Raw genomic sequence first — 21172 nt, 5'->3', positions numbered from 1 at the left:
GCCACGAAAACGCATTATCCATTGCCGGAACAGCGGTACGCTCCCTCCGTCGAGGGAGTCTGGGCATGTCTTTTTCCTTTGTAAATCCGGGGGCAATCAGCGCAGCCGCGAATGATTTGGCGGCTGTCAAATTCGCCATCGAGGCCGCGAACGCGTCGGCGGCGGCTCCGACGGTCCAACTTGCCGCGGCCGCCGCCGATGAGGTGTCGGTCGCGATTTCGGCGCTGTTCGGCCAGCACGGCGCGGCCTTTCAGGCCGCCAGCGCGCAGGCGACAGCGTTCCATGCCCAGTTCGTGCAGGCGTTGACCGGTGCGGGCAGTTCGTATGCCTTGGCGGAGTCGTTCAACGCGGGGCCGTTGCAGCCGGTGCTGGACATCATCAACACCCCGACCCAGTTGTTGTTGGGCCGCCCGCTGATCGGTGATGGCGCCGACGGGACCGCGGCGAGTCCGAACGGCGGCGAAGGTGGGTTGTTGTACGGCAACGGCGGCAACGGCTTTTCCCAGACCACGGCCGGGGCAGCCGGTGGTGCCGGCGGTTCCGCGGGGTTGATCGGCAACGGCGGGGCCGGCGGCAGTGGCGGCGCGGGCGCGGCCGGCGGGGCCGGTGGCAATGGCGGGTGGCTGTATGGCAACGGTGGGATCGGCGGCGCCGGTGGTACGGCCACCGCCCTGGGCACCAGTGGCGGGGCCGGCGGAGCCGGCGGCAACTCCTGGCTGTGGGGCTCCGGCGGGGCCGGCGGGGCGGGAGCGAACGGCGCGAACGGCAACGGCACCACCGACGGAGGCGCCGGCGGCGCCGGCGGCGCCGGGGGCAATGGCGGGTGGCTGTATGGCAACGGCGGGTCCGGCGGAACCGGCGGCACCGGCGGGGCCGGACAGAACACGGCAACCACCTCGGCAGGTGGTGCCGGCGGTGCCGGGGGCCATGCCGGCCTGTTCGGCACCGGCGGCGCGGGTGGGGCCGGCGGCACCGGCGGGGAGAACAACCAGACCGGTACCGGCGGCGGCACCGGCGGCGCCGGGGGTGCCGGCGGGGGCGGCGGGTATCTGGTCGGCGACGGCGGCACGGGTGGAGCCGGCGGAACCGGCGGCGCCAACTCGAGTGGTGGTCCTGGCCTGACCGGGGGCACCGGCGGAACCGGTGGTGCCGGCGGGACGGCCGGATTCCTGGTGGGCAGCGGAGGCGCCGGCGGCGCGGGCGGAGCCGGCGGGGTGAATGGCGGAACCGGCGGCGCCGGCACCGGCGGTGCCGGCGGAGTCGGTGCCGCGGCCGGTTGGCTGTACGGGAACGGCGGGGCCGGCGGGGCCGGGGGCGCAGGAGGGCAGAACAGTGCCTCCGGTGTCGCGGGATCCGCCGGCCATGGCGCTGCGGGCGGCAACGCCGGACTGATCGGCGCGGGTGGTCACGGTGGGGCCGGAGGCGCCGGCGGCAACCAAACCGGTGGTCAGGGCAGCGGCGGCGCGGGCGGAAACGGAGGCTCCGGCGGTGCCGGCGGGTTGCTGGCCGGCGACGGCGGCAATGGCGGCGGCGGCGGGGTCGGTGGGGCCAACAAGGGCGGCGGCACCAACCACACCGGTGGTGCGGCCGGTAACGGCGGAGCGGGTGGCAGTGCTCGGGGCCTGATCGGTGCGGGAGGTCACGGCGGTTCCGGCGGGACCGGCGGGAACACGGCGGGACGGGAAACCGGGGCCGTCGGCGGAGCTGGCGGCGACGGCGGAGCTGGCGGCAATGCCGGATCGCTCTACGGGGACGCGGGTGCCGGCGGGCGCGGCGGCGACGGCGGCAGCAACACCGCAGCAGCCGGCGGCACCGTCCGCAACGGCAACAGCGGGGGGTCCGGCGGGGTCGGCGGTGCCGGCGGTAGCGGCGGCAACGCGGGCTGGTTCGGCAACGGTGGCCCCGCCGGCGACGGCGGCAACGGCGGCAACGGCGGCGGCGCCCAAATCGGTACCGATGGCACCGGCATGGCCCAAGGCGGCACCGGCGGCACTGGTGGCGCCGGCGGCGATGGCGGTGCTGGCGGCCACGGCGGCCGCAGCGGGCTGCTGATCGGCAACGGAGGCAACGCCGGCAACGCCGGCAGCGGCGGCAGTGGCGGGGCCGGCGGCAAAGGCGGCAGCGACGGCGGCGCCGGCTTCGGCGACCCCGGCACCGGCGGTGTCGGTGGGACGGGCGGCGTAGGCGGCACCGGAGCCAACGGCGCGCTGCTGCTCGGCAAGGGCGGCAGCGGCGGCGCCGCCGGCAACGGCGGCAGCGGCGGAATCGGCGGCACCGGATTCAACGCCACCGGCAGTGGCAACCCCGGCGGCACCGGCGGCACCGGCGGTCAAGGTGGCGCCGCGGGCACCGCCGGCGCCCCGGGCACCGGCACTCTCGGCTCGGGAATCGCAGGCAGCTCAGGGACTGGAGGAACCGGCGGCACCGGTGGCACCGGCGGCAACGGATCCCAGGGTGTTACGGCCCCAGATAACACCCAGACCGGCGGCGTCGGCGGCCTCGGCGGGGCCGGCGGCCAGGGCGGTCAGGGCGGCTCTGGCAATGGCGGCACCAACGGATCCGGCGGGGTCGGGGGAACCGGCGGGAACGGTGGCCAGGGCGGCACCGGCCGTGCCGACTCGGGTGCTAACGACGCAACCGCCGGCGGCACGGGTGGTCAGGGCGGCGCCGCTGGCACGGGTGGAGCGGCCGGGACCGGAGGCAGCGGAGGCAGCGCCGGTGCCACGGGAACCGGCGGCACCGGTGGTAAAGGCGGCACCGGTGGCGCCGGCGCGCAGGGGGCCACCGCCGCGAACAGCGGCGAGAACGGGGGCACCGGAGGCGACGGCGCCGCGGGCGGCAAAGGCGGGCAAGGTGGCAGCTCCGCCGGCGGCATCAATGGCAAGGGCGGGCTCGGCGGCAGCGGCGGCCAGGGCGGCAAGGGTGGCACGGGCTGGGCCTCCGACGGCGTTGACAACGCCACGGCGGGCGGCACCGGCGGCAAGGGCGGCGCTGCCGGCGAGGGTGGACTGGTCGGTAGCGGCGGCACCGGCGGTAGCGATGGTGCCAACGGCAAAGGCGGCACCGGTGGCACCGGCGGAACCGGCGGGGCCGGACACCAAGGCGACGACGGCAGCGGCGACGGCGGTAACGGCATGAACGGCACCGCCGGCGGCAATGGCGGCCAGGGCGGAGCGGGCGGAGCGGGCATCGGCGGCAGCGGCGGAGGCACCGGCGGCACGGGCGGCACCGGCGGCGCCGGTGGCGCCGGCGGTGCAGGCGCTGCCGCAGTCGCGAACCCCAACGGCGGTAACGGAGGGCATGGCGGCGCCGGCGGAGCGGGCGGAGCCGGCGGCACTGCGACCGACGGCGGCACTGGTGGGGTAGGCGGAACCGGCGGAAAGGGCGGCACCGGCGGAAAGGGCGGGGCCACCTCGGTGGATCCGGTCGCCGGGCAGAAGCTCGCCGGCCAGGGCGGCGACGGCGGCCGGGGCGGCGTGGGCGGCGTCGGCGGTGACGTCATCGGCGGCGTCGGAACCAATGGCACGGGCGGCGTCGGCGGCGGAGGCGGCACCGGCGGAGGCGGCGGCGATGCCCTTGGCATCTTCGACAACCTTTACAGCGGCGGTGGCGGTGGCGGCGGCGCGGGCGGCACCGGCGGCGATGTCGGAACGGGTGGCACCGGCGGGACCGGCGGCCAGGGCGGCACCGGCGGTGGCGGCGGTAAGGGCGGCCACGCGCACAATGGCAACCCGCCCTCAAGCGAAGGTTTTGGCGGCGTCGGCGGTGGCGGCGGTAGCGGTGCGGCCGCCTCTGGCAGCACTGGCGGATCGGGTGGGGCCGGCGGCGGCGGTGGCGGCGGTGCCTTCGCCACTAGCAACGGCAGCAGCAAGGGCGAGGGTGTCGCTGGCGGCGGCGGTGGTGGCGGTGGGGCCGGCTCTTCGTCCAGCGCTGGAGGCAGCGGGGGCGCCGGTGGCAACACCCTCGCCACCGTCAGCCAAACACCGATCGTCTCCGCTGCCGGTACCGGCGGCGCCGGCGGTGGCGGAGGGAACAACGGTGTGGGCGGCGGTGGCGGCGGCGGCAGTATCGCCAACACCGACGACGGCACCGGCAACGGCGTCGCCGGCACCACCGGTGCACTCGGAGGGGCAGGCGGCGACGGCGCCAACAACGACACCTTCGGCAACGACGGGGGCGGCGGCGGTGGCGTCGGCATCGGCGGCACCGGCGGCAGCGGGGTCAACGGCGTCAACGACGGCCGGAACGGAATGACGGTCTGACTCCGCCGAGCAGACGCAAGCCGGGCTAACTCGCCACGTACTCCACTTCACCGTCGTCCAGCACCACGCGGGCCTCCTGGCCTTGTGCGCCAGACGCTTCGGTGCGGAAGACGGCCTTGCCCGGTTCCGTCCGCCAGATCAGGGTGCTCAGCGTCTCGCCGGGGAATACCGGCTTGGTGAACCGCGCGGCGATCGAGGTGATGTTGGCGGCCTGGCCGCCGCCCAGTTCGGCCACCAGGGCGCGACCCGAGACGCCGTAGGTGCACAACCCGTGCAGGATCGGCGTGGGGAACCCGGCCAGCTCCTTGGCGAACCAGGGGTCGCTGTGCAGCGGATTGCGGTCACCGGACAACCGGTAGATCAGCGCTTGGTCCTCACGCGTCGGCAGGTCGATGCGCGCGTCGGGCTCGCGATCGGGAAACTCCGGCGCAGCCGGTCGTTCCCCCTTCTCGCCCCCGAAGCCGCCCTCGCCCCGCAGCACCAGCGTGGTGATCGTCTCGGCGATCAGCTTGCCCGAGTCCGGATCGGTCCCGCGGCCGTGTAGCACCACGATCGCGTTCTTGCCCTCACCCTTGTCCTGCAGGTCCGCAACCTCGGAGACCACCGACAGCTTGCCCGCCGGCGGCAACGGCGCGTGCAGCCGTACGGTCTGCGAACCGTGCAGCAGCAGTGCCCAATTGAAGCTGCCGATCAATCCGGCCGCCCCGAAGGCCGGGCAGCAGATCACCGCGTAGGTCGGCAGTACCTGCTGCGGAATCCCGTGACTGTTCTCGGTGGTGAAGGCTAGGTCGTCAACCCCTGCACCGACACCAAGCGCGTAAAGCAGGGTGTCCCGGTCGGTCCACTCGAACAACATCGGCTCGGTCACCGCACCAATGGCGCTCGGGTCAATCGCCATCCAAGTCTCCTCTCGATTTCAAAATCACGCTTTTTCGCACCCAACCATCGCAAACTCTTCCCACAGACGGTGTCGGCAGGGCAGGCTATGCGCCATGGCGAAGCGCACCCTGATCTGGAAGACGGCCGCTGTGCTGGCCGCCACACTTATCGTCGGCGCCTGCGGCAGCGGGAGCCCAGAGGCACGCAGCATCACCTTGACCTTCATCCGCAACGCCCAATCCCAAGCCAACGCCGACGGAATCATCGACACCGCCGTACCCGGCCCCAGCCTCACCGAGGAAGGCAAGGGGCAGGCCCAGCAGCTCGCCCACCAGATCAAGCGCAACGACTTCGACAGCATCTACACCTCGCCCGCGGCCGCCGACCAGCAGACCGCAGCACCGCTGGCGAGCGAGTCCGGTAGGCAAGCCCAAATCCTGGACGGCCTCAAGCCGATCAACGCCGGCTGGTTCAACGGCGAGCCGGAGTCGACGGCCAGTACGACCTACATGTTGGCGCCGGCCTCATGGGTCAACGGGGACGTCGAGAACAGCGTCCCGGGATCGATCAGCGGCACCAAGTTCAATTCCGAATTCGCCTCCGCGGTCCGACAGATCTACGACAGCGGCCACAACAAGCCGGTCGTAATCGCCCAGGGCACGGCGATCATGGTGTGGACGCTGATGAACGCCAAGAACCCCAAGGAAAGCCTGTTGACCAGCCACCCGCTGCCCAACATCGGCCGAGTCGTGATCACCGGCAGCCCGGCGACGGGCTGGACGCTGGTCGAGTGGGACGGCGTCCGCAGCTTCAGCTGAGTCGAATCTCACGGTTGACGTGTGCGGCCACGGGCCGCCACGATGAGGCATGCGGTATGTCGTTACCGGCGGTACCGGGTTTATTGGTAGCCGCGTCGTATCCCGTCTGCTGGACGTCCACCCCGATGCTCAGGTCTGGGTGCTGGTCCGCCGTCAGTCGCTGGGCCGCTTCGAGCGCCTCGCCTCCCGCAACCCCCAGTGGGGTGAACAAGCGCGGCCGCTGGTCGGCGAGCTGCCCGACCTGCAACTGACCGAGGAGACGCTGGCCGAACTCGACCAGATAGACCACGTGGTGCACTGCGCGGCGATCTACGACATCACCGCCGGCGACGCCGAACAGCGGGCCGTCAACGTCGAAGGCACCCGCGCCGTCATCGCACTGGCACAGCGACTCGGGGCCACCTTGCACCACGTCTCGTCCATCGCCGTCGCCGGTGATTTCGCGGGCGAATACACCGAGGCGGATTTCGACGTCGGCCAGCGACTGCCGACTCCGTATCACCAGACGAAGTTCGAATCCGAAGCCTTGGTGCGTTCGACTGCTGGGCTGCGGCACCGCATTTACCGTCCGGCGGTGGTGGTGGGTGATTCGAGAACCGGCGAGATGGACAAGATCGACGGCCCTTACTACTTTTTCGGCCTGCTGGCCAAGCTGGCGGTGTTGCCCTCATTCACCCCGATGATGTTGCCGGACACCGGACGGACCAATGTCGTCCCGGTCGACTACGTCGTCAACGCATTGGTGGAGTTGATGCACGCCGAGGGGCGCGATGGCCAGACGTTCCACCTGACCGCACCCAAAACGGTTGGCTTGCGGGGCATCTACCGTGGGGTCGCGGCTGCGGCCGGGCTGCCTCCGTTGCGTGGGTCGCTGCCCCGATCGGTCGCCACGCCGGTACTGCAGGTAAGCGGGCGCGCAAAGGTGTTCCGCGCCATGGCCGCAACGCAGCTGGGCATCCCAGCCGAGATTTTCGACGTCGTCGAACTGGCACCCACCTTTGTGTCCGATGAGACGCGCAAGGCGTTGCACGGCAGCGGGATTGTGGTTCCGGAGTTCGCGGAATACGCACCCAAGCTGTGGCGGTACTGGGCCGATCACCTCGACCCAGATCGCGCCCGCCGAGACGACAAGGACGGACCGCTGGTGGGTCGGCACGTCATCATCACCGGCGCCTCTAGCGGTATCGGCCGGGCTTCGGCGATCGCCGTCGCGGAACGCGGGGCCACGGTGTTCGCACTGGCCCGCAGTGGTGAGGCGCTGGACGAACTGGTCGCCGAGATCCGCGCCAACGGCGGCGATGCGTACGCATTCACTTGTGACGTCACCGATTCCGACTCGGTGGACCACACCATCAAGGACATCCTCGGCCGCTTCGACCACGTCGACTACCTGGTGAACAATGCCGGTCGGTCCATCCGTCGGTCGGTGATCAACTCCACCGACCGACTGCATGATTACGAACGGGTCATGGCCGTCAACTATTTCGGCGCGGTGCGGATGGTGCTGGCGCTGTTGCCGCACTGGCGCGAGCGCCGGTTCGGCCATGTCGTGAACGTCTCCAGCGCCGGGGCGCAGGCCCACAACCCCAAGTACAGCGCCTATCTGCCCACCAAGGCGGCGCTCGATAAGTTCTCCGAGGTGGTTGCCACCGAGACGCTGTCCGACCACATCACGTTCACCAATATCCATATGCCGTTGGTCAGGACGCCGATGATCGCCCCGTCGCAACGGCTCAACCCGGTGCGCGCGATCAGCCCAGAGCACGCGGCGGCAATGGTGGTGCGCGGCCTGGTCGAGAAGCCGACCCGGATCGATACCCCCATCGGCACCCTCGCCGAGGCCGGCAACTACTTCGCGCCCAGGACGGCCCGGCGAATCCTGCATCAGTTGTATCTGGGTTACCCCGACTCGCCTGCGGCACGTGGTATTTCGCATCCGGAGAGCACCGAGCGGCGCGCTCCGGCCCCCCGCCGGCCCAAGCGTCCGGTCCGCGCCGCCTCGAAAACCTTGACCCGCGTGGGATTCCCCCGGCCCGTCAAGCGGCTCGTGCGGTTAGTGCCCGGCGTGTACTGGTAGTCACTTCTGGCACGTGAATTGGTTGACGTCGATGTACCCGACGCGGAAGGCATTGGCGCAGCCGGTCAGGTACTTGATGTAACGCTCGTAAACTTCCTCGGATTGCAGTGCGATCGCTTCGTCCTTGCGGGCTTCCAGCGCCGCAGACCAGATGTCGAGCGTCTTTGCGTAGTGCGGCTGCAACGACTGAACGCGGGTCACGGTGAAGCCGTTGGCGGCGGCCCGTTCCTGAACCATCGGGATCGACGGTAGCCGCCCACCCGGGAAGATCTCGGTGACGATGAATTTGACGAACCGGGCGAATTCGAATGTCAGCGGCAGACCGCGTTCCTTCATCTCCAACGGGTGCAGCCCAGTGATGGTGTGCAGCAACATGATTCCGTCGTCGGGTAGCAAGCGGTGCGCCAGGGTGAAGAATGCGTCGTAGCGTTCGTGCCCGAAATGCTCGAATGCTCCGATGCTGACGATCCGGTCGACGGGCTCGTCGAACTGTTCCCAACCGTTGAGCAGCACCCGCCTGGTCCGGGAGGTGTCCATCGCGTCGAACTGCTGCTGGACGTGGGCCGCCTGGTTCTTGCTGAGCGTCAGGCCGACGACGTTGACGTCGTACTTCTCGATGGCCCGGCGCATCGTCGCGCCCCAGCCGCAGCCGACGTCGAGCAGGGTCATGCCCGGCTGTAGTCCGAGCTTGCCCAAGGCCAGATCAACCTTGGCGAGCTGAGCCTCTTCCAATGTCATGTCGTCGCGCTCGAAGTAGGCGCAGCTGTAGGTCTGGCTGGGGTCGAGGAATAGTCGGAAGAAGTCGTCGGACAGGTCGTAGTGCGCCTGGATGTCGTCGAAGTGCGGCGTGAGATCGTCGGCCATCGTGACAGCGTAGTCCCGTAACGTGGCGGCGGTGAACGCCGTTTTCGTCGATGTCGATACCGGCATCGACGATGCACTTGCGTTGATTTTTCTGCTGGCCAGTGACATCGACGTGGTGGGCATCGCCTCAACCGGCGGCAACATCTCGGTCGACCAGGTGTGTGCGAACAACCTCGGCCTCCTCGAATTGTGCGGCGTCCCAGACATACCCGTATCCAAAGGCGCCGACGACCCGCTGCACGGACAGTGGGGTGAGTCCTCAAAGTTTCACGGCCCCAAGGGTTTAGGCTATGCCGATCTGCCAGCTACCGACCGCCGGCTCACCCGCTACGACGCGACGACGGCCTGGGTCGAGGCGGCCCGCGCCCGCCCCGGTGAGCTGATCGGGCTGGTCACCGGACCGTTGACCAATCTGGCGCTCGCGCTGCGGGCCGAACCCGCGCTGCCGACGCTGCTGCGCCGGCTGGTGATCATGGGCGGCACGTTCGGCGAGCAGCCGGTGTCCGAGTGGAACATCCGGGTAGACCCAGAAGCCGCCACCGAGGTGTTCGCTGCCTGGGCTGGGCACCAAGAACTTCCGGTCGTGTGCGGGCTGCAGCTGACCAGACGTGTCGCAATGACACCGGAGATACTCGCCCGACTGGCGACGGCCGCCGGACCGTCACCGCTGATCACGATGATCAAGGACGCGGTGCGGTTCTACTTCGAGTCGCACGAGTCCCGCGGCCTGGGTTATGTGGCGTTCATGCACGATCCGTTGGCCGCCGCCGTCGCCCTGGACCCGCAGTTGGTGTCGGCACGCGCGGCGACGGTGGACGTCGATCTGACCGGTGCCCGGGGCCGGACCGTTGCCGATTACTCGGGAAGCCGAGAACCCAACGCGCAGATCGCCGTTGATGTCGACCCGGCCGCGTTTTTCGACCTGTTCATCGAACGGGTGGCGGCGTTTGCGCGCAAGAAATTCGCAAGCCGCTAGCAATAGCGTCACACCATGAGGAAACTGTTCGTAGGGTTGGCAGCGACGGTGCTGCTGACGGGCAACGTTTCAGGGGTGGGCCCGGCTCAGGCCCAGCCCGGCCCGTTGCCGCTACGCTCCTGGCCCGGATGCCCGGAAGACCATCCGGAGGGGCCATGTCGCTGGTGTCCGGGGGATCCCCCGGTGCAGACCGGCAATATTGCGGTGTACCCGGTGGTGTGGGACGAGAGCATCTGCCACACCTATTACTACGTCCACTCCGGCCAAGGCAATGTGGCGCACAACATCTGGGACGGCGAGAACCCGCCGCCACCGCCGCCGTGGCCACCGGGTCTCGACTTCTGCCCCATCCCGCCCTGGTGTCCGTAGTCGGCAACCGGCTCTGCCCAACTACACGCAACTTAACTATGCGCACCTATTCATAGGCCCCCTCGAGGTACCAGCGCCGCTGGCGGTAACACAGCAGCAGCGCGCGTTCGCTCTCCAACAACACCTGGGCCCGAGCGGTACGCGCGCCCGCTGCCCGATCCGGATCCCACCATCGCTCGTCGACCGGCCACGGTCCGGCCCACCAGCACACCCGGTCGTCCTGACCCCGCAGCGTCAGCCGCACCGGATCGGCGGAGAACATCCCGCGACTGGTCACCCGAACCGGATTCCGTTGGGCATCAAGCAATTCCACCGCATCATCGAGCAACACCGCCGGCGACGGCTGCGGCAGTTGGCCAGGCCAGGGCTGATCCGGGTCCGCTTGCGGCACCGGCTCGTCGCCCAGTGGGGTCAGCGTGATGCGTTCGGCCGGTCCGCGGCCACCGGACAGCACCGGCACCTGGACCGCCTCCGGACCGAGCAGGCCCTGAACCCGCACCAGCGCCCGTCGGGCTCGGAGCCTGTCCTCGTCACCAAGACCACCCCACAGCGGGAGCTGCAATGCCCCGGCCGACACCACCTCGATGGCCTGCAGACGCAACGAGGTCACCGGGCCGGTCGGCCTAGCCTGGGCGGTTCGATGGTTCAGCCACCCGTCCAGCTGCCAGCGCACGCGGTCCGCGGTGGCGTCCTCGGTCAACGGCTCGGCACACCGCCACACTCGGCTCAGTTCTTCGCCGTTGGCGGTGACGGCGTGGATCGCCAGTCGGGTACACTCCACCCCGGCCGCCATCAACGCCTGATGCAGCGAGGCGGCCAACGAGCGCCCGGCGAATGCCGCGGCGTCGACCCGGTCGATCGGCGGATCGCAGTCCAGCACGGCGTCGAGTTCCGGCGGCAACTCCCGACCGGACGGCGCCCGCTCGGGCTCGCCGCGGGCAAACCGGTGTGCGGCCACCCCCTCGGCCCCGAACCGGGAGGCCACGTCGGTGCGGGACAGCGCAGCGAACTGGCCCATGGTGCGAATCCCTAACCGCCACAACAGATCCGTCAACTCATCCCGCCCAGGACCCGACAAGCTCGGTTCGGTGGCAAGCTGTCGGATCGACAACAAGGACAAGAACCGCGCGTCGCCTCCCGGCTCCACGATCCGGCCCGCGCGTGCGGCGAAGACCGCGGTGGACAACTGGTCGGCTATCCCGACCTGGCACTCGGCGCCCGCCACTGAACTCACAGCCACCGCGTCAACCAACCGCTCGGCCGCCTGCTGTTCGGAGCCGAAATAGCGGGCCGCCCCGCGCACCGGTAATACCAGGAGCCCGGGCCGTAGCACCTCGGCGCGGGGCACCAGATCGTCCACCGCAGCGATCACCCCTTCGAAGAAGCGGGCGTCGCGGTCGGCGTCGGCGGCCACGATGTGCAGTTGCGGGCAGCGCGCCGCCGCCTCCCGGCGTCGCAACCCCCGCCGTACGCCCGCCGCACGCGCGGTCGCCGAACAGGCGATCACCCGGTTGGCCAACGTGACCGCGACCGGAGCCGTCACGGGCTGGCCCGCCGCCGCAGCAGCGGCCACCGCGGGCCAGTCCATGCACCAAATTGCCAGCACTCGGGAAGAGCCCACCGGACTCACCCGGTTCGCGTTCGGCCGATCGTCTGGCCACACCGGGTGATCTGCAGCCGAACACCGCTGATCCGCCCAAACCCGGGGGTGGGTGCGCCCCGAGGAAAAGGGGTGATCTCGTAGCCGCAGACCCGGGCCTGAAGCCGCGCCTGCGCGCCTTCCCACTCGCCGTCGGTCACCAGCAAAGTGCAACCCTTCTGCCGGGCCCGAACCATCACGGCCCGCGCCCGCGTCCGCGTCACCCGACGCCCACCCAGACCGAGCACCACCAAGTCCATGCCGTCGATAAGCACCGCCGCCACCTCGACCGGGTCCGCGCCGGGATCCGGTATCACCGCGAGCCGACTCAGGTCCGCCCCCATCTCCACGGCGGCCAGCAGCCCGATATCCGGCTGGCCGACGATGGCGACGTTGCCTCCCTCCGCCGTCACCGACGCCACCATGCGCAGTAATAGCGACCGCGCCCCGGAGATCACCGCCACCGTCCCCCGTGGAAGCTGCGCAGACGTTGACTCCGTGGTCCGCAGTTCGTCCAGCCGGCTGGGCCCCCCGGACAGCTCAGCAATCCGCTGACGTAGCGATTCGAGCTGTTCAGCACGATTTTCGTGCCGACGACCCGGGGCAAAAGCCGCAGTCATCATCCCGCCTTGGTTCGAAAGTATGTTCGATTGATTCGAGTAAACACCCGCCCTCCGACAAGCGTCAAGAACGCATGAGACGCTGCCGTCGTGCGGTCGCGCAGGAGCTTGATACTGGTGTGGTTCTTGGCGTTTTGTGTGGTCCCACCAGCCCCTTTGGTCAGTGCTGACCCAGGGACTGAACGCCGGGACTGCCGGCCGGCGGAGTTGTTCACCACAGACACCGGGTCGCCGCTGTTCGAACTGCAGGCGACGACGACGATCGTGACAGGGGCCCCCTTCGGTGTGGCGGTGACGGGATCCACCCCACTGGATGGGGTGTTCTGGTCCGAGGACCGCCAGCAAATCACCTTCGAGCGCTCGCGCGAGTTCCATCTGTGCATCACCGATGCAGCGACCCTGCACGCCGCCGCCGAGGCGTTAGGCCACCAGTTCGACCAGGATGCGGTGCTGACGTTCGACTACCAACCGCAAAGCGCTCCCGGCGACGGCGCCAACGGGGTCGCCGTCACCGTGCCCGACGTCGACTTCGGACGCTTCGGCGAAGCGTTCGCGGCCGACCCGACCGCGCGGCGCCGACTCCTGGGCGGATCTGTCACCACGACAGACCGCACCCTGATCCTGATCGCCGACTGCGACGATGTTGACCTCGCCCGCCGACTGGTCCAAGAGTCCGGTGGCAGCTGGGAATCCGCGACGCTCGCTTTCGGTAGGCGCGAATTCGTCCAAACCGCCGAGGTTGGTTCGGCGTCGCCCTGAGTCGACTCGGAGCGACATCGCTTGCGGCACAGAACCTGTCGCTCAAAGCCGGGCAGAACCCCTAGTCCTTCGGACCCGATACCAATGTGACAGAAGTGAATACCAAGGGGACTCACGGCAATTGCGGCACAAAATCGCCGCAGCCGCGAAAACTACTCCCACTCGATGGTGCCCGGTGGCTTACTGGTGATATCCAGCACCACGCGGTTGACTTCCGCGACCTCGTTGGTGATCCGAGTTGAGATCCGCTCCAACACCTCATAAGGAACGCGGGTCCAGTCGGCGGTCATGGCGTCCTCACTGGACACCGGACGCAACACGATCGGATGCCCATAGGTACGGCCGTCACCCTGCACCCCCACCGAACGGACGTCGGCCAGCAGCACCACCGGACACTGCCAGATCTGGTGATCCAGGCCCGCCGCGGTCAATTCCTCGCGTGCGATCGAATCAGCGTGCCGCAGCGTTTCCAGCCGCGCGGCGGTCACCTCACCGACAATGCGAATGCCCAAACCCGGTCCCGGGAAGGGTTGCCGGGCAACAATTTCCTCCGGCAGACCCAACTCCCGTCCCACCGCACGCACTTCGTCTTTGAACAGAAGCCGCAGCGGCTCAACAAGAGTGAACTTCAGGTCTTCCGGCAGCCCCCCGACGTTGTGGTGGCTCTTGATGTTCGCCGTCCCACTGCCTCCACCGGACTCCACCACATCGGGATACAGCGTGCCTTGCACCAAGAACTCGATTTCGTCGCCAGAGGCGTTGCCTCCCACGATATCCCGCACCGCACCTTCGAAGGCCCGAATGAACTTGCGGCCGATGATCTTGCGTTTGCCTTCGGGATTGGTCACACCCGCCAACGCCTCCAGGAAGGTGTCGGCGGCATCAACGGTCACCAGTTTGGCCCCGGTGGCGGCCACGAAATCCCGCTCCACCTGCTCACGCTCACCCGCGCGCAGCAATCCGTGATCGACGAAGACACAGGTCAATCGGTCACCGATGGCGCGTTGGACCAAGGCCGCCGCCACCGCGGAGTCCACCCCACCGGACAGCCCGCAAATCGCGCGTCCATCGCCGATCTTCTCCCGCACCTGCTCCACCAGCGCACTGGCGATATTGGCCGGCGTCCACTCCGCGCCAATCCCGGCGAAGTCATGCAGGAACCGGTTGAGGATTTGTTGCCCATGGGGCGTGTGCATCACTTCCGGGTGGTACTGCACCCCGGCCAGGCGGCGACCGACGTTTTCGAAAGCCGCGACTGGGGCGCCGGCACTGCTGGCCACCACGGCGAATCCGTCGGGCGCCGACGTGACCGCATCCCCATGGCTCATCCAGACGGGCTGGACCGGGGGCAATCCCGAATGCAGCTCGCCACCAACCACTTTCAGTTCGGTGCGGCCGTACTCACGCGTACCGGTCTGGGCCACGGTGCCGCCCAACGCCTGCGCCATGGCCTGAAACCCGTAGCAAATGCCGAATACCGGTAGGTCGAGCTCGAACAGTTCCGGATCCAGTTGCGGGGCGCCTTCGGCGTAGACACTGGCCGGCCCGCCGGACAACACCAACGCCAACGGATCATGAGCTTTGATTTCCTCGATCGAGGCGGTATGCGGAATGACCTCCGAGAAGACCCGCGCCTCACGGACGCGGCGAGCGATCAATTGCGCATACTGCGCACCGAAGTCGACCACCAATACGGGCCGCGGCGAGCCTGATTCCACGGGCATCCACTCTAGTGGTCATTCACCCCGACTGCGTCCGACGGCCAGCAGCAAGTAGCATCACCAGGTGTAGGACCTATGTGGGATGCGGGGTGTTTTGGGGTGCGGCACGTTGGGAAAGTGGTTCGTTTTGATGAAGTGCGTGGGTATGGTTTCGTAGCACCCGATATCGGCGGAGACGACGTCTTTCTGCATGTCAATGATCTGGAAGTAGACAAGCGAAAGGTCAAGCCGGGCGTGCAGGTTTCTTTTGAAATCGAAGAGGGCAATCGCGGAAAGTTTGCGACGGAAGTCCGGCTCGCGGATGCACCACCAAAGCTCCATTCCGATGTCGGAGACGATGACGGGGCCGCGATCGGTGACGATTACTTCGATGTTCTTACTCCCGAGGAATTTCTGCACATCGTCACCGAGAAGCTGTTGCGGATAACCCCTGCTCTGAACGCCCAGCAGATCCTCGAGGTGCGCAGCGGCTTCGAGCAACTGGCCCGCAAGCAGGGCTGGATCGACGCGTAGCCCGTCGAACACCCGACCTAATCAAGCCGACCCAGCGGCGTCGGTGCATGTAACTCGTTGTCCCGCGCCGTGCGTCGCGCGGTGCGTGTCGCGCGTCGCGAAGGGGTAGCCATGGTGGAGTGGGTATCAACCTGAATTACTCCAGAAAGTGAGGTTCTCCGTGCTCGGTCTGCCAGATAAGGTGCGCGCCTGCCTGTTCGACCTCGACGGAGTGCTCACCGATACCGCGAGCGTGCATACCAAGGCCTGGAAGGCCATGTTCGACGAATATCTGAAGCAACGGGCCGAGCGCACCGGAGAGGAATTCGTTCCCTTCGATCCGGCCGCCGACTACCGCAAATATGTGGACGGAAAGCCACGGCAAGACGGTGTCCGTTCCTTCCTGAGCAGTCGGGACATCGAATTGCCTGACGGCGATCCCGATGACTCCGGGGATACCGAGACGGTGAACGGCCTGGGCAACCGGAAGAACGACATGTTTCAAAAGGTCCTCAAAGAAGACGGTGTCGAGGTTTTCGACGGATCGCGGCGCTATTTGGAAGCCGCGGCGGACGCCGGTCTGGCCATCGCCGTCGTGTCGTCGAGTGCAAATACTCGCGACGTGCTCGAGATCACCGGCCTGGACCGCTTCGTCCAAGCGCGGGTGGACGGCGTCACCTTGCGTGAAGAAAACATCGCCGGCAAACCCGCGCCGGACTCATTTCTGCGCGCGGCGAAACTGTTGGAGGTGACTCCCGAAGAAGCCGCGGTGTTCGAAGACGCAATCTCTGGCGTGCAAGCAGGGCGTGCCGGTAACTTCGGCCTAGTGGTGGGAGTCGATCGAGTGGGTCAGGCCGATGATTTACGCAGCAATGGCGCGGACGTGGTGGTAACGGATCTCGCCGAACTGCTGCAGTCATGATCACCGAAGAAACCTTCCCGGTAGAACCGTGGGTTGTTCGGGAGACCAAACTCAGCCTGAACCTGCTGTCGCAGTCGGAGTCGATATTCGCCTTGTCCAACGGGCACATCGGCTTGCGCGGCAACCTCGACGAGGGTGAACCGTACGGCCTGCCCGGCACCTATTTGAACTCCTTCTACGAAATCCGCCCGCTGCCGTACGCGGAAGCCGGATACGGCTATCCCGAGGGTGGCCAAACCGTCGTCGACGTGACCAACGGAAAGATTCTGCGGTTGATGGTCGACGACGAGCCATTCGATGTCCGCTACGGCGAATTGATCTCGCACGAAAGGGTTCTCGATCTACGCGCCGGAACGCTGTGCCGCAAGGCACACTGGCGCACCCCCACCGGCAAGCAGGTCAAGATCACCTCGACCAGGTTGGTGTCGCTGGTGCAGCGCAGTGTCGCGGCCATCGAATACGTGGTCGAGGCCGTCGAAGACTTCGCCCGGGTCACCGTGCAGTCCGAACTGGTTACCAACGAGGACCAACCGCAAACTTCTGACGACCCGCGGGTTTCGGCGATCCTGGAAAATCCGCTGGAGGCGGTCGATCACGAATGTAGCGGCACCAGAGCGGTTCTCATGCACCGCACCCGCGCCAGCGCGCTGATGATGGCCGCGGCGATGGATCACGAGGTGGACGTACCAGGCCGGGTAGAGGTCTCCACCGACGCCCGCGCCGACCTGGCCCGAACCACGGTGATCTGCGGGCTGCGGGCCGGACAAAAGCTGCGCATCGTCAAGTATCTGGCGTACGGCTGGTCGAGCCTGCGTTCCCGGCCGGCGCTGCGCGACCAGGCCGCCGCCGCCCTGCACGGCGCGCAGTACAGCGGATGGCAGGGGCTGCTCGACGCCCAGCGCAAGTACCTCGACGACTTCTGGGACTGCGCCGATGTGGAGGTCGAGGGCGACCCGGAATCGCAGCAAGCCGTGCGGTTCGGGCTGTTTCACCTCGTGCAAGCCAGCGCCCGCGCCGAACGGCGCGCCATTCCCAGCAAAGGGCTCACCGGCACCGGCTATGACGGCCACGCCTTCTGGGACACCGAAGGATTCGTGCTCCCGGTGCTCACCTACACCCTGCCGCACGCGGTGGCCGACGCCCTGCGCTGGCGCGCCTCGACATTGGACCTGGCCAAGGAGCGCGCCGCCGAACTGGGCCTCGACGGCGCCGCCTTCCCCTGGCGAACCATCCGCGGTCAAGAGTGCTCGGCCTACTGGCCGGCCGGCACGGCGGCCTGGCACATCAACGCCGACATCGCAATGGCTTTCGAGCGGTACCGCACCGTCACCGGTGACCACTCGCTGGAAGCCGAATGCGGGCTGACGGTGCTCGTCGAGACCGCGCGGTTGTGGATGTCGCTCGGCCACCACGACCGACACGGCGTCTGGCACCTCGACGGGGTCACCGGTCCAGACGAGTACACGGCGATCGTGCGCGACAACGTCTTCACCAACCTGATGGCGGCCCACAATCTCCTCACCGCCGCCGATGCCAGCGCCCGTCACCCCGACAAAGCGGGCGAATTAGGCGTCACCACAGAGGAAATGGCCGCCTGGCGCGATGCGGCCAATGCCGTGAACATCCCCTACGACGAGGAGTTGGGCGTCCATCAGCAATGCGAAGGATTCACCACCTTCGGCGAATGGGACTTCGAAACCAACACCACCTACCCCCTGCTCCTGCACGAGGCCTACGTGCGGCTGTATCCCGCGCAGGTGATCAAGCAGGCCGACCTGGTGCTGGCCATGCAATGGCAGAGCCACGCGTTCACGCCCGAACAGAAGGCACGCAACGTCGACTACTACGAGCGGCGCATGGTGCGCGACTCGTCACTGTCGGCGTGCACCCAGGCCGTCATGTGCGCCGAGGTGGGTCACCTGGAACTGGCCCATGACTACGCCTACGAGGCTGCCCTGATCGACCTCCGCGATCTGCACCAGAACACTCGTGACGGCCTGCACATGGCGTCGCTGGCCGGAGCGTGGATGGCCTTGGTGAACGGCTTTGGCGGACTGCGTGACGACGAGGGCATCCTGTCCATCGATCCCCACCTGCCCGACGGCATTTCGTGCCTGCGGTTCCGGCTGCGCTGGCAGGGATTTCGACTGACGGTGGACGTGAACCACGACGATGTGACCTACACGCTGCGCGACGGCCCGGGCGGCGAGCTGAACATGCGGCACGCCGGCGAAGAGATCACCCTGAGCACCGAGAAGCCGTCCACCTTCCCGGTGCGCAAGCGCAAGCCGCTGCTGCCGCCACCGCCGCAGCCGCCGGGCCGCGAGCCGGTACACCGGCGTGCCATGGCCCGGTCGATCACGAAGTAGGAGAAGCAGCGCCGACTCAGGCTTGCTCGGGTTCGAGCACCACGCGGACGAACACCTTGCGGCCCGACTCGTCGACGAACCAGGCGTTGCGGTACTCGTCGTGCGTCAACGCGCGCAGCCGGTTGAGGAAATCGCCGAACGTGCCGCGTTCGGTCAAGTCCAGCTCCAGCAGCGCGGCGAAGTCCTTCTTGTAGTTGAGGTTGCCCTCCATGTGCGGCGGGGTGGTCTGGTAACTGCCGTCGCGGATGGCCGGGAAGTGTTCGAGCACCAGTTGGCGCTCGATCTCGATGAGCCTGGCGTAGACGGTTCCCGAGGTATCCCACGACTCGATCGCGCACTCCTGCTGGGCGATGATCGGCCCGTGATCGAGTTCCTCGTCGATCTCGTGGATGGTCACTCCTACCGGTAGCCCGTTGATCAGCGAGAACACCTGCGGATACCAGCCGCGGTTGTAGGGATTGAGCCCCGGATGAACGTTCACGCACCTGATCCGGTCGATCAGCTGCGCCGGGAACTTCTGCTTGCAGTGCAGGGAAAGAAGCAGGTCATACCGGTCGATGACCTCGAGTGCCTGCTCGTTGATGTTCAGCCGCGGGACATCGGGCAGCTGACCATGCTGGGACTGATAGACATCGATGCCGGGGTGCCTGGATTGCAGTTCCAACGCCACGGCGTGGGCGTGGACGTTGTCGGTCAATATCAGTGTTTTCGTGGCACTCTTGGTGTCACGGTTCGTGTCATCGTCGGCTTTCCCCACCGCGCTGACCCTACTTCAGCGCGGTCCAAGCATCCGGGCGACCTCGGCGGCCACCTCCTGACGCAGTTCCTCTTCGGGCATGTGGTCAAGACCGGTCGCCGAGCGCAGCATCGGCGCGAACAGCCGCCAACCAAATTGCAGTGCAAGGGAATTGGCGACGGCCAGCCGCCCCTTGGTTTCGTCCTCATGACGGGGAAGCACCTCGTCGAGCAGCTCGGCAACGTTGGGAAAACGCTTCTGCAACTGCGCGACGGGATAACCGTCCAGCAATGCGCGGGCCAGCACCCGCATGTGCCGGTCAAGCGCGCGTTCGATGACGTCGGGCGGGGTCTCGGAGTGCACCAACCCGGACAGCGTGGCGCCCAGGTGATCGAGCACCGCACCGACCAACTGTTCTTTGGTGCCGAAGTGGCGAAACACCAACCCGTGGTTGACCTTCGACCTTGCGGCGATGTCACGAATCGACGTGGCGGCCGGCCCACGCTCGGCGAAAAGATCTGTAGCGCTTTCTAATACCGCCGCCGCAACCTCATCGCGGCCGGTGGGGATCTTGCCGCGCGACACCCTCGCAGACCCCGCGGACCGTGTAGTCATCCGTCTACGTTAGCCGACCGCGAAACTGCCCCTTGCACCGGGTGTAGTCACTCGACTACAGTGAGCTCTAATGTAGTCAACTGACTACAGATGAACACCCGGGTAAGGACACATCATGACGACCACCACCACCCATCTGATCGGAGTGAAAAAGCTGGGCAGCCGCATCGGTGCCGAGATCAGCGGTGTTCGCCTCGGCGGCGACCTGGACCCGGCAGTGGTGGACGAAATCCGGGCGGCGCTGCTGGCCCACAAGGTGATCTTCCTCCGCAACCAGCACCACCTCGACGACGCGCAGCAGCTCGCATTCGCCGGACTACTCGGCACCCCCGTCGGGCACCCGGCCGCCGCCGCCTTCGCCGCCAACGCGCCGGTCATCACGCCCATCAACTCGGTGTTCGGCAAGGCCAACCGCTGGCACACCGACGTCACGTTCGCCGCCAACTACCCGGCGGCGTCGATCCTGCGCGCGGTCACGCTGCCCAGCTACGGCGGGTCGACGCTCTGGGCCAACACCGCAGCCGCCTACGAGGATCTGCCCGAGCCGCTGAAGTCGCTCACCAAGCACCTGTGGGCCGTGCACTCCAACCGCTACGACTACGCCGCCAGCGGGGCCCCCGGCGGCACTACCGGCGAGGCGCAGGAATCGTCAACCGAGGCGCAGCGCGCCTTCCGACGGGTGTTCGAGGAGCCCGACTTCCGGACCGAGCATCCGGTGGTGCGTGTGCACCCGGAGACGGGCGAGCGAACCCTGGTGCTGGGCGACTTCGTCCGCAATCTCGTCGGACTGGACAGTCATGAGTCGAACCTGTTGTTCGAGATACTGCAGCGTCGAATCACCCTGCCGGAGAACACCATCCGCTGGAACTGGGAATCGGGCGATGTCGCCGTCTGGGACAACCGAGCCACCCAGCACCGAGCGATCGACGACTACGACAACCAGCACCGGGTCATGCACCGGGTCACCTTGATGGGCGACGTCCCCGTCAACGTGCACGGGCAGCGCAGCCGGGTGATCAGCGGGACGCCGCTGGCGCTAGCGGGCTAGCAGCCC

General features: G+C 67.8%; 17 protein-coding genes. 10 read left to right on the top strand and 7 right to left on the bottom strand.

Translation table 11 applies throughout. From position 1 onward, the window contains the following. The first annotated feature begins 65 nt into the window (after window positions 1-65). Window positions 66-4262, top strand: a complete 4197-nt coding sequence (locus tag G6N68_RS31350) for a PE family protein (protein WP_275899949.1) — start codon at window positions 66-68, stop codon at window positions 4260-4262. Between the two features lie 25 nt (window positions 4263-4287). Here the strand turns inward: G6N68_RS31350 and G6N68_RS04105 are convergent, their stop codons facing one another. Continuing rightward, window positions 4288-5160, bottom strand: a complete 873-nt coding sequence (locus G6N68_RS04105; protein WP_163708211.1) for a MaoC/PaaZ C-terminal domain-containing protein — start codon at window positions 5158-5160, stop codon at window positions 4288-4290. Window positions 5161-5254: 94 nt separating this feature from the next. Between G6N68_RS04105 and G6N68_RS04100 the strand changes: the two genes are divergently transcribed. Both G6N68_RS04100 and G6N68_RS04095 read left to right on the top strand, forming a co-directional pair. Beyond that, window positions 5255-5959 carry a histidine phosphatase family protein gene (locus tag G6N68_RS04100; protein WP_163708209.1) on the top strand — a complete coding sequence of 235 codons (705 nt, stop codon included), beginning with the start codon at window positions 5255-5257 and terminating at the stop codon, window positions 5957-5959. Window positions 5960-6008: 49 nt separating this feature from the next. Next, window positions 6009-8036, top strand: a complete 2028-nt coding sequence (locus G6N68_RS04095) for an SDR family oxidoreductase (RefSeq protein ID WP_163708206.1) — start codon at window positions 6009-6011, stop codon at window positions 8034-8036. Here G6N68_RS04095 and cmaA1 read toward each other — a convergent pair whose 3' ends face one another. After that, window positions 8037-8900, bottom strand: a complete 864-nt coding sequence (gene cmaA1 / locus G6N68_RS04090; RefSeq protein ID WP_163708204.1) for a cyclopropane mycolic acid synthase CmaA1 — start codon at window positions 8898-8900, stop codon at window positions 8037-8039. Between the two features lie 22 nt (window positions 8901-8922). On the opposite strand from cmaA1, the gene G6N68_RS04085 reads away from it, so the two are divergent. Further along, window positions 8923-9876: a nucleoside hydrolase gene (locus tag G6N68_RS04085; RefSeq protein WP_163708201.1), complete on the top strand. Its 954-nt coding sequence runs from the start codon at window positions 8923-8925 to the stop codon at window positions 9874-9876. Window positions 9877-9891: 15 nt separating this feature from the next. Then, window positions 9892-10245: a hypothetical protein gene (locus tag G6N68_RS04080; RefSeq protein ID WP_163708198.1), complete on the top strand. Its 354-nt coding sequence runs from the start codon at window positions 9892-9894 to the stop codon at window positions 10243-10245. Window positions 10246-10291: 46 nt separating this feature from the next. Here the strand turns inward: G6N68_RS04080 and G6N68_RS04075 are convergent, their stop codons facing one another. Both G6N68_RS04075 and imuA' read right to left on the bottom strand, forming a co-directional pair. Further along, the gene (locus G6N68_RS04075; RefSeq protein ID WP_163708195.1) at window positions 10292-11833 is read right to left on the bottom strand and encodes a DNA polymerase Y family protein; all 1542 of its coding nucleotides are present in this window, start codon (window positions 11831-11833) and stop codon (window positions 10292-10294) included. Between the two features lie 38 nt (window positions 11834-11871). After that, window positions 11872-12504, bottom strand: a complete 633-nt coding sequence (gene imuA' / locus G6N68_RS04070; protein WP_163708192.1) for a DnaE2-dependent mutagenesis accessory factor ImuA' — start codon at window positions 12502-12504, stop codon at window positions 11872-11874. A gap of 138 nt (window positions 12505-12642) precedes the next feature. Between imuA' and G6N68_RS04065 the strand changes: the two genes are divergently transcribed. After that, the gene (locus G6N68_RS04065; RefSeq protein ID WP_240355366.1) at window positions 12643-13263 is read left to right on the top strand and encodes a hypothetical protein; all 621 of its coding nucleotides are present in this window, start codon (window positions 12643-12645) and stop codon (window positions 13261-13263) included. Window positions 13264-13415: 152 nt separating this feature from the next. Here the strand turns inward: G6N68_RS04065 and guaA are convergent, their stop codons facing one another. After that, entirely contained in the window at window positions 13416-14987 is a 1572-nt protein-coding gene (gene guaA / locus G6N68_RS04060) for a glutamine-hydrolyzing GMP synthase (RefSeq protein WP_205351236.1), read from the bottom strand. A gap of 72 nt (window positions 14988-15059) precedes the next feature. Here guaA and G6N68_RS31345 point away from each other — a divergent pair, with 72 nt between their 5' ends. From G6N68_RS31345 to G6N68_RS04045, 3 genes are all read left to right on the top strand, one after another. Then, window positions 15060-15497, top strand: coding sequence for a cold-shock protein (locus G6N68_RS31345; protein WP_163708186.1), 438 nt, complete (start codon window positions 15060-15062; stop codon window positions 15495-15497). Window positions 15498-15645: 148 nt separating this feature from the next. After that, complete coding sequence (locus G6N68_RS04050; RefSeq protein WP_371871531.1) at window positions 15646-16398, top strand: beta-phosphoglucomutase family hydrolase; 753 nt, start codon at window positions 15646-15648, stop codon at window positions 16396-16398. Next, a complete protein-coding gene (locus G6N68_RS04045) occupies window positions 16395-18767 on the top strand; it encodes a glycoside hydrolase family 65 protein (protein WP_163708179.1) in 2373 nt (790 codons plus the stop codon). The genes G6N68_RS04050 and G6N68_RS04045 overlap by 4 nt, the downstream gene beginning before the upstream one ends. A gap of 16 nt (window positions 18768-18783) precedes the next feature. Here the strand turns inward: G6N68_RS04045 and G6N68_RS04040 are convergent, their stop codons facing one another. After that, window positions 18784-19470 carry a dTDP-4-amino-4,6-dideoxyglucose formyltransferase gene (locus G6N68_RS04040; protein ID WP_163718141.1) on the bottom strand — a complete coding sequence of 229 codons (687 nt, stop codon included), beginning with the start codon at window positions 19468-19470 and terminating at the stop codon, window positions 18784-18786. A gap of 69 nt (window positions 19471-19539) precedes the next feature. Next, window positions 19540-20118, bottom strand: a complete 579-nt coding sequence (locus G6N68_RS04035; RefSeq protein ID WP_163708176.1) for a TetR/AcrR family transcriptional regulator — start codon at window positions 20116-20118, stop codon at window positions 19540-19542. A gap of 115 nt (window positions 20119-20233) precedes the next feature. Between G6N68_RS04035 and G6N68_RS04030 the strand changes: the two genes are divergently transcribed. Next, entirely contained in the window at window positions 20234-21166 is a 933-nt protein-coding gene (locus tag G6N68_RS04030; protein WP_163708175.1) for a TauD/TfdA dioxygenase family protein, read from the top strand. Window positions 21167-21172 lie beyond the last annotated feature (6 nt).

The sequence above is a fragment of the Mycobacterium bourgelatii genome, from assembly GCF_010723575.1.
GTDB lineage: Bacteria > Actinomycetota > Actinomycetes > Mycobacteriales > Mycobacteriaceae > Mycobacterium > Mycobacterium bourgelatii.
Note: the sequence above shows the minus strand (reverse complement) of the source record. Positions and strands in the feature narration are given on the sequence as shown.

Bases quoted from the DNA above. Each gene is read 5' to 3' on its own strand.
- G6N68_RS31350 (WP_275899949.1), top strand. From the start codon at position 66: ATGTCTTTTTCCTTTGTAAATCCGGGGGCAATCAGCGCAGCCGCGAAT.
- G6N68_RS04105 (WP_163708211.1), bottom strand. From the start codon at position 5,160: ATGGCGATTGACCCGAGCGCCATTGGTGCGGTGACCGAGCCGATGTTG.
- G6N68_RS04100 (WP_163708209.1), top strand. From the start codon at position 5,255: ATGGCGAAGCGCACCCTGATCTGGAAGACGGCCGCTGTGCTGGCCGCC.
- G6N68_RS04095 (WP_163708206.1), top strand. From the start codon at position 6,009: ATGCGGTATGTCGTTACCGGCGGTACCGGGTTTATTGGTAGCCGCGTC.
- cmaA1 (WP_163708204.1), bottom strand. From the start codon at position 8,900: ATGGCCGACGATCTCACGCCGCACTTCGACGACATCCAGGCGCACTAC.
- G6N68_RS04080 (WP_163708198.1), top strand. From the start codon at position 9,892: ATGAGGAAACTGTTCGTAGGGTTGGCAGCGACGGTGCTGCTGACGGGC.
- G6N68_RS04075 (WP_163708195.1), bottom strand. From the start codon at position 11,833: ATGGACTGGCCCGCGGTGGCCGCTGCTGCGGCGGCGGGCCAGCCCGTG.
- imuA' (WP_163708192.1), bottom strand. From the start codon at position 12,504: ATGACTGCGGCTTTTGCCCCGGGTCGTCGGCACGAAAATCGTGCTGAA.
- guaA (WP_205351236.1), bottom strand. From the start codon at position 14,987: ATGCCCGTGGAATCAGGCTCGCCGCGGCCCGTATTGGTGGTCGACTTC.
- G6N68_RS31345 (WP_163708186.1), top strand. From the start codon at position 15,060: ATGTGGGATGCGGGGTGTTTTGGGGTGCGGCACGTTGGGAAAGTGGTT.
- G6N68_RS04045 (WP_163708179.1), top strand. From the start codon at position 16,395: ATGATCACCGAAGAAACCTTCCCGGTAGAACCGTGGGTTGTTCGGGAG.
- G6N68_RS04035 (WP_163708176.1), bottom strand. From the start codon at position 20,118: ATGACTACACGGTCCGCGGGGTCTGCGAGGGTGTCGCGCGGCAAGATC.
- G6N68_RS04030 (WP_163708175.1), top strand. From the start codon at position 20,234: ATGACGACCACCACCACCCATCTGATCGGAGTGAAAAAGCTGGGCAGC.